The sequence below is a fragment of the Geofilum sp. OHC36d9 genome (genome assembly GCF_052400685.1).
Lineage (GTDB): Bacteria > Bacteroidota > Bacteroidia > Bacteroidales > Marinilabiliaceae > CAZHHH01.
This window is the reverse complement of sequence record NZ_JBQTGJ010000003.1, coordinates 329-14,986: the sequence shown is the minus strand read 5'-3', so window position 1 is coordinate 14,986 and position 14,658 is coordinate 329. Positions and strand designations below refer to the sequence as shown.

The following is a 14,658-nucleotide window of genomic DNA, read 5'->3' as shown; positions in this document are numbered from 1 at the left end:
TAAATGACTGCTTTTATGACAAGCGTAACGAAGTAGTTGTCTTTATAGACAAACACTAAATAGATAAATGCCTATGTGAAACAAAAATGGGGAACAGAAAGCGGTCACTTTCTATCCCCCTAAAAAAAAGAATTTAATTGTGTAATTAAAATCAAACAAAACTATGAAAAAAAATCATTTTTTGCAGATAAGAATACCGATGGTCTGCACCAAAACATTTAGAATTATGCGACTGACACTGATTCTTATTTTCGTTAGCGTAGGACAACTTTTTGCAGAACCTTCCTATGCACAAACAAAAATGCTCGATCTGAATATTGAAAATGAAAGCGCTGAAAAAATCCTAGAGGAAATAGAAAATCAAAGCGACTTTTATTTTCTTTATAATAAGAAGATGGTAGATGTGAATTTTATCACAGATGCAAAATTTACCAATACAAATATCTTTCAAATTCTGCATAAGATATTTGACGACAGAAATATCACTTACAAAGTTGAAGGGCAACAAATCATTCTAACAAAAGAATCCAATACCCAAACTCAACTTCACAAAATAACAGGAACGGTAACTGATAGTTCAGGGGAGCCTCTTCCTGGTGTCAGTATTGTGGTTAAAGGCACTACAACAGGCACTATCACAGATTTAGATGGCAATTTCTCCATTCAAACCAAAACCGATGATCAAGTATTAATTTTTTCATTTATTGGTTTTGAGAATCAGGAAATCATAGTAGGTAATCAATCGAAACTGAATATCACCTTACAAGAATCAAACATCAATTTAAAAGAATTGGTGGTAATAGGTTATGGAACGATGCGTAAATCAGACGTAACCAGCGCAGTAGCATCGGTTAAAACGGATGATTTTGTTAAAGGTAGCGTTCAGGACGTAGGACAACTTATACAGGGAAAAGTGGCCGGTTTAACAATTGCTTCAGTTAGCGGAGACCCAACTGCTAACACCCAAATACGGTTACGGGGCAACACGACGTTATACGGAACAAGCACTTCTCCGCTGATCATTATCGACGGCGTTCCAGGAGACTTCAACTCAGTGGCACCAGAAGATATTGAATCCATTGACGTATTAAAAGATGGCTCAGCAGCTGCCATATATGGTACCCGGGGAACAAACGGCGTTATCATTATCACAACTAAAAGAGCTAGTGGCAACTATAACTCAACAGTTGAATATTCAGGGTACACCAGCACACAGGTGATTGCCAAACAACTCAACATGTTAACAGCAAGCGACTACCGCCAACAAATCGCAGATGGTACGAGGAACGCAGAAGATGATTTGGGTGCCTCCACCGATTGGCTGGATCAAATTACCAGAACCCCTTTTACCCATGTGCACAATCTTATTTTTAGAGGAGGAAACGAAAAAACCAATTACCTCGCTTCTGTTAACTACAACAATGCCCAAGGTATTTTTTTGAAATCTGATAAAGAAACATTCACTGTCAGAACCGATGTTAATCACACGATGTTTGAAGGCCTGGCTAAAGTTAATATGGGTATCATTTCAAGAAACACCAAATATACCACCACGGGTGATGGTTATGGATTCAATGGTTACACATACCGACAAGCGGTTATTTACAATCCAACAACGCCCATAAAAGATGAAACAGGCGAATGGACCGAAAACACGGGCGCTTTTAACTATGACAACCCCTTGGCTAGGCTCATGGAATGCGATGGTAAAAATAGTGATCAATGGACTCGTTTCAACAGTACAATATCAATTTTTCCTTTTAGCGGAATGGTACTAAAGGCGCTGATGAGCTATTCTAAATACAATCAAACCCGAGGCTATTATGAAACATCAAAAAACATTTCAACCAAAAGAAGTGGTCTTAACGGATATGCGTCTAATGGAGCCGTTGAATCAATTGATCGCTTGGCTGAAATAACGGCCGAATATTCAAATAACATAAACGTGCACCGCTTTTCAGTTTTAGGGGGATACAGTTATTCTGAAAATGACTGGCGCGACTTTTACCAGACAAATCAAGATTTTCCAACTGACGCGTTTGGTTATAATAACATTGACCTGGGGCAAGGTATCGACGAACAAGGCACTTCATCAGGCATCGGAAGTTCCAGAACAGAAACCAATCTGATTGGATTCTTTAGCAGAGTAACTTACAGCTATGACGACAGATACTTGTTTATGGGAAGTATGCGATACGAAGCAGCCAGTCAACTTTGGGGCACCAAAGAACCTTGGGGATTATTCCCTTCAGCTTCGTTAGGATGGCGCATTTCAAACGAATCCTTCATGGAAAACATATCATTCGTCAACGATTTAAAACTTAGAGCCGGATACGGCATCACGGGCACACAGCCGGCCTCATCCTTTCTTGGGGTCGCAACAATGGGCTACACTGGGCAAGTGTATTCCAATGGTGGTTGGGTTCAAACCATTGGCCCAACCCGTAATGAAAACCCTTACCTAAAATGGGAAGAAAAAAAAGAAACGAATATAGGACTTGACTTCGGATTGTTTGACAATCGGATTAGTGGAACAATTGACTATTACAATCGCGACATAGATGGTCTGTTATGGGACTATGCCGTACCAGTGCCACCAAATATGGTTAGCACCACTACCGCCAACGTAGGTGTAATGACCAACCAAGGTTATGAAGTGTTGATCAACAGCATTCCCATTCAAACCCAAAAATTCAAATGGAACACCACTTTGAGTTTCTCAACTAATAGTAATACGCTCAAAAGCCTTTCAAATGATCTGTATCAAAGCGATAAAGATTATTTCACGACCGGATCGACCGGAGAGCCTATTCAAACTTATACCCACCGTGTTGACATTGGCGGTCCAATTGGAAATTTCTTCGGCTTTAAAGTCATAGATGTTGACTCTGAAGGCAAATGGGTTTACGAAGATGCAGAAGGCAATGCCATAGCTTATGATGATTTTGAAAAATCTGACGAAAACAAACAAATTCTGGGTAATGGGCTACCTAAATACTATGCGTCATGGAATAATACCTTCAAATACAAAAATTTTGACCTAAACATCTCTATGAGAGGCGCTTTCGATTTTCAAATTTTAAACTTTGATCGGATGTATCTGGAAAACACAAAAACAGTGCAGTATAACCGCCTCAAATCAGCTTATGACAAAGTTTTTGGCAAAGCTGTGTTAAGTGATGAAGTAGACTTAGAATACAACAGCTACTACATTGAAGATGGAGACTTTTGGAAAATTGATAACATCACCCTAGGATATAACATTCCGGTGAGCAGTCAATATATTAAAAATCTAAGAGTTTACGCATCATCATTAAATACAGCAACATTTACCGGCTATAAAGGTATTGATCCGGAAGTAACGGTAAATGGCCTTGCTCCGGGCAACGATTACAGAGATAAATATCCCACGACCCGAACCTATACTATAGGTGTAAATGTTAGTTTCTAATTCTAAAAACAGACATCCGATGAAAAATAATTATATAACCCATCGCATTCTTTTATTAATAGGCATCATTATGATAATGAACGCCTGTACTGAACTAAAGGATGAAAATTACAGTGAATTTATAGCAAGTGAATTCACCCCTACAGAATCTGATCTCCCGCGTATCACACTTGCAGCCTATGGAGATTGGCGTAAAATAGTACTATTTTGGGATGGTTTTTGGCGTGCACAGGAAGTTAGCGCCGACCAAATTGTTATTCCATCACGCCCAAATGGTTGGGTAGACGGTGGTGTATACAAACGCCTCTTCCAACATTCATGGCTATCAAGCGATGCCATCGTTAATGAAACATGGTACCGAACCTATTCAGGCATTAATAATTGTAACAGAGTTATTTACCAATTGGAAAACCTGTTAGGTGAAGAAGACGCTGCTTCCGCAATTTCAGAGTTAAGAGCATTAAGAGCCAGCTATTATTACGTTCTTTGCGACATGTATGGAAACATACCTATTGTAACAGATTTTGATGTTCCTGAAGGATATCTGCCTGAGCAATCCTCTCGTAAGGATGTTTATAACTTTATTATCCAGGAATTAACCGAAAGTATTCCGTATCTCACAGAAGACAATAATGTAGAAACATACGGACGCTTTAACAAATGGACGGCTCGGACGCTACTTGCAAAAATGTATCTAAATGCTGAAGTCTATTCTGGAACACCTCAATGGGATAAATGCATAGAACAATGTGACTCCATTATAGAATCAAATAAATTCGAACTGGAAGCAGACCAAAAGGATGTTTTTGTCACCGAAAACCAAAATTCCAAAGAAATCATTTATGGTATTTCCATTGACGACACATACACCACCGACTGGAATACTTTTGACATTCACATGCAAACATTACAACCGGCTAACCAGGCTACCTACGACTTGACCAGTACGCCTTGGGGCGGCATGTGTGCTGTACCGCAATTCATAAATACATTTGATGCGGATGACAAACGTCTAACGAATAATTTTATTTATGGACAGCAATATTCCATCTCAGGCGATATGCTATATTGTACAATGGGCAATTTAACAGGACAACCATTAGCCTATACCAATGAAATACCGAGCATTGACCAATCAGAGGAAATACATGGCTATCGGTTTGGCAAATTCGAAATCGCTATTGGCGCGTCCAATATTCTTAACAATGACTTTCCGCTATTTAGATATGCAGATGTACTAATGATGAAAGCTGAATGTCTTCTTCGAACCGGTCATGAAGACGAAGCAGCAATCATTGTTTCAGAAGTCAGGAACAGAGCTTTTGACAACAGTACCAATAAAGCAAATGTATCAGGAGAGGAGTTATTACAAGGAAGTATTTATGATTATGGACTAAGAGATAATAATGCATCAACATCCGAAGGTGGTGAAGATATTGCATATGGTCGCTTTTTGGACGAACTAGCGTGGGAATTTAATCAGGAAGGCCGACGGCGTCAGGATATGATCAGGTTTGGAGTATTCACAAGCAAATCATGGTTTTCTCATGCGCCAAACGGAAATTATCGTCATCTATTTCCTATACCTTTAAATGCTATGGAAACGAACTCTAACTTAACCCAGAACTCTGGATATACAGATTAGTGAGGTAAAAAATACCATCTCGTTTTTTATATTGACCTTAGAACTTTTTCTAATTTTAATTTTATAACAACCTGTAATTTATGCCTTTAAAATATTTAAAAGATATAAATTACAGGTTTGTTTACAATGAGATGATAATATACCACCGGCATCGCATTTGATTTAGTTTCAAGAATCATCTGGTAACACAGATCTCTCAATTATAAATTTCAAGTGATTTATAATTTATCGACTAAAATATTGTCTCAGCACAAAAAGCCTTTAATTTCGTTGCTCTCGCTTTCAAAAGGGTGATTTACGACTATAATGTCATATTTCTAAAACTTCGAAATGAACCTACTTGCTAAATAATGCAGCTTTTTTATCTGCCGCAAATGTTTTCGGGTAAGAATTACTTAAAAAATTTCCTACTACAAAAACATTTTAATAAAAGTATTTTATACCTTTAAACTAAATTTTACAAAAGCAAACAGACGTAACAAATACTGATAATACTATCCATGAATGAAGAAAATAAAATTCAGTGACGCTAACCGACTCTTTCCAACAAATTTCATATGATTATAATTTGTTTTTCAGTTGCCATATGGAACTCGCCGAAATTAATCATTCACCTGTGTGAGAGATCACTCTCATGGCTCGTTTCATATGATTATAATTTGTTTCTCAGTTGTCATATGAAACTCGCCGGAATAATCATTCACCTGTGTGAGAGAGTACTCTCATGCTCGTTTCATATAATCATTACAAATCAAATTCCAAACGAATGAAAACGATTAATTATCTTTTGTCATTGCTTCTCGTAATCCCTCTATTTTCCTGCCAAAATCAAAAGCATCCGGCACCTTTTAAAGTGGGCGAGTTTAAGACCTGGGCAACGACACCTCCCATGGGTTGGAACAGCTGGGATTGCTACGGCCCTACGGTAGAAGAACACGAAGTGAAAGCCAATGCTGATTACATGGCTAAATACCTGAAAGATTATGGATGGCAATATATAGTTGTGGACATCCGTTGGTTCGTTGAAAACGATAAAGCTGGTGGCTACAACCAAACTGATCCACGCTATGTGCTGGATGATTATGGCCGGTACCAACCTGCCGTCAACCGATTTCCTTCGGCCAAAGATGGCAAAGGTTTCACAGAACTGGCAAAATATATACACAGTAAAGGATTAAAATTCGGTATTCACATTATGCGCGGGATACCCAAAGTTGCAGTTGAAAACAAATTACCCATAAAGGGCACCAACGGCATTACCGCCGACATGATATATTCCACCGAACAACAATGCCCATGGCTGCGTGACAACTACACCATTGTTGCTGACCAACCGGGAGCTCAGGAATACTACAACTCAATCATTGACATGTATGCCGATTGGGGCGTCGATTTCATTAAGGTGGATGACTTATCGCGCCCCTATCATCAGGCTGAGATAGAATTAATCCGTAAGGCCATTGATCAAAGTGGACGCCCCATCGTTCTCAGCACCTCTCCAGGCGAAACACCCATTGACGCGGCCAAACATATTAGCAACCATGCAAACATGTGGCGAATGGTTGACGACGTGTGGGATACCTGGCACCACATTACACATCTTATGGATGTTTGCCAAAAATGGTATCCATATATTGCACCAGGCACATGGCCCGACTGTGACATGATTCCTCTGGGACGACTATCTATCAGAGGCGAACGTGGCAATGACCGTATGACCCGATTCACTCAAGATGAACAGTACTCGTTAATGACGCTATTTACCATTTTTAAATCACCTCTATTCTTTGGTGGCGACCTTCCCAGCAACGATGATTTCACCCTTTCATTGTTAACCAACAAAGAAGTGCTAAAAATGCATCGGGAAAGTAGCAACGTGCGTCAACTTTTCCAAAAAGATGGAAAAATTGCGATTACTTCACTAAATCACAACACCGGCGAAATCTATCTGGCCCTATTTAACATTACCGACAACGAAGAACCCATTGAAATTTCGGTTGCATTAAAGGAGTTGGGAGTACAACCTGGTTGTGAGGTCACAAACATGTGGAATGGGGGAAAAGAGATTCAGAATTCTGATATGTTTAGCAAAAAACTATCGGCACATTCCTGTGGGTTATTCAAACTAATGCCATAAATAAAATTTAAAAAATCATCCGATGAGATTTCCTTTTGTAAACCAAACAGCGCTAAAAAATCTGGTAGTACTTATTATCATTATTAGTCCGCTAAGGTCAATAAATGGACAAACAAAAGATGTCGAAACATTTGCGCTTTCGCAAGTTCGATTACTCGATAGTCCTTTTAAAACAGCCATGCTGACCGACATGAAGTACATTCTGGCCCTCGATGCAGACCGTTTACTGTCTCCCTATTTAAGGGAGGCAGGCTTGACCCCCAAAGCTCAAAGTTATGGCAACTGGGAAAACACCGGATTAGATGGTCATATAGGAGGTCATTATCTGTCGGCCGTATCAATGATGTATGCAGCCACCGGCGACCAACGCATGAAAGAACGTATGGAATATATGCTTTCAGAGCTGCGGCGTGCTCAAATAGCCAATGGCGATGGATATCTGGGCGGTATTCCGGGTGGCAAAGCCATGTGGCAGGAAATTTCGGAAGGCCATATAGATGCCGGATCATTTAGTCTTAACAAGAAATGGGTACCTCTCTACAATATCCATAAACTATTTGCCGGACTACGCGATGCCTGGCTATATGGGAATAGTGAGATAGCAAAACAAATGTTGATCGAGCTTTCAGACTGGATGATAAATTTAGTTAAAGACCTCTCGGACCAACAAATACAAGAGATGCTTAAAAGTGAACACGGCGGTTTAAATGAAGTATTTGCAGATGTGTCAACTATCACCGGCGACAAAAAATACCTCCACCTCGCCATTCAATTTTCACACAGAACCATACTGGAACCGTTAATAAATGGGGAAGATAAACTGACCGGTCTACATGCCAACACACAAATACCTAAAGTAATAGGCTACAAACGTATTTCTGAAATAAACGGTGATAGCGCCTGGGCGAATGCCGCACGTTTTTTTTGGGAAGATGTTATTGACAAACGTTCTGTTTCAATAGGTGGTAACAGCGTACGCGAGCATTTTCACCCTGTAGATGATTACTCCGAAATGATATCCAGCGAACAGGGTCCGGAGACCTGTAACACCTACAACATGCTGAAACTGACAAAACATCTTTTCCTGTCAGATCCTCAGGTAAAATATACCGACTATTATGAGCGGGCTTTGTACAACCACATTCTTTCAACCGAAGAACCTGAGCATGGAGGCTTTGTTTATTTCACACCCATGCGCCCTGGTCACTACCGCGTTTATTCACAACCCCAGACCAGCTTTTGGTGCTGTGTGGGATCCGGCCTCGAAAACCATACCAAATACGGCGAAATGATTTATGCCCACTCCGGTAATGATATTTATGTCAACTTATTTATCCCTTCGGTGCTAAACTGGAACGAAAAAAAAATCCAAGTGACGCAGGAAACAAATTTCCCGGATGCAGAAGAAACGACATTGACGATCAATCCTGCTAAAAAAAGCTCTTTTGCTCTTTTGATACGCTACCCCCAATGGATGAAACCGGGAACGCTCAAAATAAAGGTAAACGGAAAAATGCAGACCATAAACGCCAGCCCAGGACAATATGTATCACTCAGACGTACCTGGAAAAAAGGTGATAAAGTAGAACTGCAACTGCCCATGCAAACCACTGTTGAGCAATTGCCCGATGGCGAAAACTACTTCTCCTTTAAACATGGTCCCATTGTATTGGCGGCTAAAACTGACACGTTGCACATGGACGGCCTCTATGCCGACGACAGTCGCGGCGGGCACATCGCGGCAGGACAAAAATACCCGCTTGACAAAATGCCGGTGATTGTAGCCTCCGACGAGCAACTTCCCGCTCTGGCAAAACCAATTCCAGGCCATGCATTGACTTTCAGGCTCGATAGCATATACCCTGAGAAGTATGCCGGGTTGGAGCTGATGCCATTCTTTAGGATACATGAATCAAGATACATGATTTACTTTCAGGTTATAAAACCCGAAGAGCTAAAGATGAAAGAAGCTGAAATAGCACTTATTGAAGCAAAAAAACAAGCTCTGGAACAATCCACCGTCGATCTGGTATTCCCTGGCGAACAACAGCCCGAGTCCGACCACTTTATTGAAAGCAATCAATCCAACTCAGGCGTTCATCTGGGCAAACACTGGCGCGATGCATCAGGTTGGTTTAGCTATCTGCTGACCGACAAAAATAAAGAAGCCACGAAATTGCGGGTAATGTATTACGGTGCCGACAACAATCGGGAATTCACAATCAGCATCAACGAGTATAAAATTGCAGCAGTAAAACTGGATGGCTCCAAAGGTGACAACTTCTTTACAGTTGATTACACGATCCCTCAAGACATGATTAACCAATCGAGTGGTAAACTAAGGGTGAAATTTGAAGCCCATCCAGGGTCCATCGCCGGTGGCATTTTTGAAGTGAGGCTTATGAAATAATATATGAATAGTGGCAGCAGGAGAATACCATTTTGTTAGTTATTCAAAATGGTCATTTACGACCGTAAACTCAAAGATAAAGTCTCGTATCTGCTGCCACTGTCGCTTTCGGGCAAGCACAATTATAGTAACCAATCAAACATCGCAGCATGAATCGTATAATATTCGCAATTTCACTCCTTTTATCCATATTTTGGAGCAATAACGTAAAGGCATCAAAACTACCTGCCGATTCGGTGTATCTGTTTGCATACGCCACCACTAAAAATGATAACCACAACGGGTTGCATTTTGCCTGGAGTGACGATGGCAAACATTGGAATACCATTGGCCCCGAATTCGCTTTTATAAAAAGTGACTATGGCGCCTGGGGTAGCGAAAAAAAAATGTTTTCCCCATTTCTATTTCGCGACAAACAAGGACTGTGGCATTTAATATGGAGCCTGAACCAGTACGACGATGTATTTGCACATGCGGCTGTCGATGATTTAATTCATTGGCGCAGACAATCGTACCCCCAGGCGGCAAAAGGACTAAACTGCCTGATGCCCGAAGTCTTTTACAATAACAAAACCGACAAATACAACATCACGTGGCTGTCGGTCGTTGATAATGACACCATCTGCTACAACTCGACAACCAGCGATTTTAAAAACTACACACCAGCCATACAAATCGCCACTGAGAAACGTAAGAATCTGAGACAAACCTTTATTGTCTCAGGGAAACGAGAACAGGGAACTCTGCATAAAGTAAAACGGGCTGTTGTTGAAAAGCTGATTGCGGAACATCAAAAAACAGTGCAGCGCAATAAACTTTGGTCGGAAACAACCAAAGATGATTCGGTTAGATTTGCATCTCTGAAGTCTCTTGAAATAGCCATTACCGCCGATGCTGGTAAGCCAAAACAGATTAGTGACAAACTCATTGGTGTCTTTTTTGAAGACATTAACTACGCAGCCGATGGTGGAATTTATGCAGAACTAATTGAAAACAGGGGTTTTGAGTACAACCCTTCAGACAAAAAAGGACGTGATACCACATGGAACAGCCTTAAAGCATGGTCGGTTACCGGCAATATGGCTCATAGGGTTGACACCGTTAACCCGCTACATCCCAATAACCCGCATCATGTGGTGCTCACCGTTAACCACAAAGGCGGAAGCTTAGTCAATGAGGGTTTCAACGGGATTGCAGTCAAAGCAGGCGAGAAATACAATTTCTCTATATTTGCCAACGTTACAAAAGGTAAAAAAAGCCATATCGTCGTACGACTTTCAGACAGCCATAACCAAACCATTGCCGAAACTACCATCAATAAAATTACCTCCGGCTGGCATCAATACAATGCAATTCTCTCAGCCAAAACTACTGACAGCCATGCCCGACTGGAGATCATTCCACAAACGCCGGGAGAACTGGCACTGGATATGATCTCATTATTTCCCCAAAAAACGTTTAAAGGGCGTAAAAACGGACTAAGAGCCGATCTGGCACAAACCATTGCCGACATCAAACCACAGTTCGTAAGGTTTCCCGGCGGATGCGTTGCCCATGGCGACGGATTGGGGAATATATACCACTGGAAAAATACCATTGGGCCATTAGAAGCGCGTAAACCGCAACGTAACATCTGGAACTACCACCAATCAGCAGGTCTGGGCTACTTTGAATACTTTCAATTTTGTGAAGATATTAATGCTGAGCCTGTTCCTATTGTGGCAGCAGGCGTACCGTGCCAAAACTCTTCATGTGGTGGTGCCGGACAACAAGGCGGTATTCCGATGTGTGAGATGGACAACTACGTTCAGGATGTGCTTGACCTGGTTGAATGGGCCAATGGATCTGCCGATACTTATTGGGGGCACAAACGAGCCGAAGCAGGACATCCCGAGCCCTTTAATCTCAAATACATCGGCGTAGGAAATGAGGATCTCATTACCGACATTTTTGAAGAACGTTTCACTATGATTTATAACGCCTTAAAAGATAAACACCCCGAAATTACTGTAATAGGTACCGTTGGTCCCTGGTTTGAAGGCACAGACTACCGTGAAGGTTGGGCACTTGCCAACAAGCTTAACATTCCTATGGTTGACGAACATTATTATCAATCGCCGGGTTGGTTTATCTACAATCAGGATTTCTACGATAGCTACGACCGCTCAAAAACAAAAGTTTACCTTGGCGAATACGCAGCTCACCTGCCGGGACGGCCCAATAATTTAGAGACTGCTCTGGCTGAAGCTATTTATCTTACTTCGCTGGAACGAAATGGAGACATTGTTGCGATGGCCTCCTATGCCCCTCTATTGGCTAAAGATGGCTTTACCCAATGGAATCCCGATCTCATCTATTTCAATAATAGTGAAGTAAAACCAACTGTTGGCTATTATGTGCAAAAATTATTCGGAAACAATGCAGGCAACACATACATTAACAGTCACATTGATCTGAAGGAAGAATACTCCGAAGCCGTAAAAAAACGTATAGCAGCGTCATTCGTACACGACAATAAGACCAACGATCTGATAATTAAACTGGTTAATATCCTTCCGGTACAAATAAAAACCAATTTAAACCTTCAAAGCCTGCCAATCAGTTCGTCTACGGCGACCCGAACACTGTTAACCGGGAAGCCGGAAGACAAAAAAGCACGTCCAAAAAATGATATGATAACCATTAGCAACAATTTTGACGTAGAGCTTCCACCCTACTCATTTACTGTTATCAGACTAAAAATGAAATAAAACATCTGCACAGCAAAAAAAATGAAAAAGATAAGTTTAATTATGGCGACTGCAATATTGGGAGCCTGTCAGGTAAAAGAACAACCACAAATAGCGACTGATTACCCAATCAGTCCGATTCCTTTTAACGAAGTACACCTGAACGACCAATTTTGGTTACCAAAAATCGAAACCAACCAAACGGTAACAATTCCTGTTTCATTTGCAAAATGCGAAGAAATGGGACGCATGGACAACTTTCTTATTGCCGGCGGTGTACTCAAAGGAACTACCAAAGGTGCAATGCCATTTGACGACTCAGATGTTTATAAAATTATAGAAGGGGCGTCATACTCTCTTACAACTCATTATGATAAGGAACTGGATGCCTATTTAGATTCCATTATTGCAATCATAGCCATTGGACAGGAGGAGGATGGTTATTTAACAACATGGAAAACCATCGATCCAACCCAATCGCCCGCATCGTGGTGTCCTCCCGGACAGCGTTGGGAAGGATTGGCTTCGAGTCACGAACTCTATAACAGCGGTCACCTTTTTGAAGCGGCAGCAGCCCACTATCGGGCTACCGGCAAATCCAACTTCCTAAATATTGCCACAAAAAATGCCGACCTGCTGGTGAGCGTTTTCGGTGATTCGCCGGATAAAAATCCGGAGGTGCCGGGTCATCAAATTGTTGAAACAGGTCTCATAAAACTCTATCTAATCACCCAAAATAAGTCCTACCTCAACCTGGCCAAGCATTTTCTGGACCAACGGGGCGATAGTACCAAACGACAGCTATGGGGTGCCTACAATCAGGATCACCAGCCGGTGGTTGAGCAAAAAGAAGCCGTTGGTCACGCCGTCAGAGCCGTCTATATGTATGCCGGGATGACAGATGTTGCAGCTCTATTCAACGATTCGGCCTATCGGCGTGCTGTGGACAGTCTGTGGAAAAACGTGGTTGACAAAAAAATTTATATTACCGGCGGCATTGTCGCACGCCACAACGGTGAAGCATTCGGCGATAATTACGAATTGCCAAATCTTACGGCATATAATGAAACATGTGCTGCAATAGCCAATGTCTATTGGAATTATCGAATGTTTTTGTTGCATGGCGAAGCCAAATACATCGACGTGTTGGAACGAAGTCTTTACAATGGTGTTATTTCAGGTGTCGGGATGGATGGCAAAACCTTCTTTTACCCCAACCCGCTTGAATGCGACTTACAATATCAATTTAACCAGGGAGCGCTCACACGCCAGCCATGGTTCGATTGCTCATGTTGTCCAACCAACCTGTGTCGCTTCATGCCTTCAGTACCGGGTTACATCTACGCCCACAATAACGACCAGTTATTTGTTAACCTGTTTGTTGCAAGCAATACGGTCATCAAAATTAAAAACAGAACTGTTGCGGTTAGCCAGCACACCAACTATCCATGGGAAGGAAATATAACTCTAGCAGTAAACCCTGATAAACCGGCATTATTTACCCTTAAGCTGCGTATTCCAGGATGGGCCGAAGAACAGCCGGTACCAAGCGATTTATATACCTTTTCTTCACCAGCCTCGACGCATATAAACATCAAAATTAACGGTAACGAAGCCGATTTTTCCCGGGCTGACGGATATGCCGTGCTAACCCGTAAGTGGAAGCAAGGCGATGTAGTTACTTACACACTGCCCATGGAAATAAGAAACGTGCTTGCCAACTCAAAGGTAAAAGACGATAAGGGCAAAACAGCCATTGAAAGAGGTCCCATTGTCTATTGCTTCGAAGGCGTTGACAATCCTGCCATTGATCAGTTGATCTATTCACCCGGGATGAAACTGACAAATCGTTTCGAGGCCCTATTACTTGACGGCATTGAAACCCTACAGCTATCGGATGGCACCATAACTTATACCGCCATCCCTTATTATTCCTGGAACAACCGTGGCGTCACAAAAATGAAAACCTGGATTCCACAAAAATAAATCAACTTCAGAGACACCCATTTTCAGGAATTCGCCACATCCCCAAGGGGAGAACCATTATTCCCAAGGGGAGAACCATCATTCCCAAGGGGAGAGCCATCATTCCCAAGGGGAGAGCCATCATTCCCAAGGGGAGAACCATCATCCCCAAGGGGAGAACCATCATCCCCAAGGGGAGAGCCATCATCCCCAAGGGGAGAATCATCATCCCCAAGGGGAGAACCATCATTCCCAAGGGGAGAACCATCATCCCCAAGGGGAGAACCATCATCCCCAAGGGGAGAGCCATCATCCCCAAGG

General features: G+C 41.8%; 7 protein-coding genes. 6 read left to right on the top strand and 1 reads right to left on the bottom strand.

Features of this window, described 5'->3' with window-relative positions; translation table 11 throughout:
- The first annotated feature begins 163 nt into the window (after nucleotides 1–163).
- The 6 genes from ACT3CD_RS05000 (at nucleotide 164) to ACT3CD_RS04975 (ending at nucleotide 14,358) form a co-directional block, all read left to right on the top strand.
- Nucleotides 164–3,451, top strand: a complete 3,288-nt coding sequence (locus ACT3CD_RS05000) for a TonB-dependent receptor (RefSeq protein WP_444643520.1) — start codon at nucleotides 164–166, stop codon at nucleotides 3,449–3,451.
- Nucleotides 3,452–3,470: 19 nt separating this feature from the next.
- Nucleotides 3,471–5,096, top strand: coding sequence for a RagB/SusD family nutrient uptake outer membrane protein (locus ACT3CD_RS04995; protein ID WP_444643518.1), 1,626 nt, complete (start codon nucleotides 3,471–3,473; stop codon nucleotides 5,094–5,096).
- Nucleotides 5,097–5,862: 766 nt separating this feature from the next.
- Nucleotides 5,863–7,233: a glycoside hydrolase family 27 protein gene (locus ACT3CD_RS04990; RefSeq protein ID WP_444643516.1), complete on the top strand. Its 1,371-nt coding sequence runs from the start codon at nucleotides 5,863–5,865 to the stop codon at nucleotides 7,231–7,233.
- 22 nt (nucleotides 7,234–7,255) lie between these two features.
- Nucleotides 7,256–9,643, top strand: a complete 2,388-nt coding sequence (locus tag ACT3CD_RS04985) for a beta-L-arabinofuranosidase domain-containing protein (protein WP_444643514.1) — start codon at nucleotides 7,256–7,258, stop codon at nucleotides 9,641–9,643.
- A gap of 149 nt (nucleotides 9,644–9,792) precedes the next feature.
- Entirely contained in the window at nucleotides 9,793–12,393 is a 2,601-nt protein-coding gene (locus ACT3CD_RS04980; RefSeq protein WP_444643512.1) for an alpha-L-arabinofuranosidase C-terminal domain-containing protein, read from the top strand.
- A gap of 21 nt (nucleotides 12,394–12,414) precedes the next feature.
- Nucleotides 12,415–14,358 (top strand): glycoside hydrolase family 127 protein, encoded by a 1,944-nt coding sequence (locus tag ACT3CD_RS04975; RefSeq protein ID WP_444643510.1) that lies wholly within the window; start codon nucleotides 12,415–12,417, stop codon nucleotides 14,356–14,358.
- A gap of 23 nt (nucleotides 14,359–14,381) precedes the next feature.
- On the opposite strand, the gene ACT3CD_RS04970 is transcribed toward ACT3CD_RS04975, so the two are convergent.
- Nucleotides 14,382–14,658 (bottom strand): hypothetical protein (locus ACT3CD_RS04970; protein ID WP_444643508.1); only part of this gene is annotated, 277 nt, incomplete at its 5' end.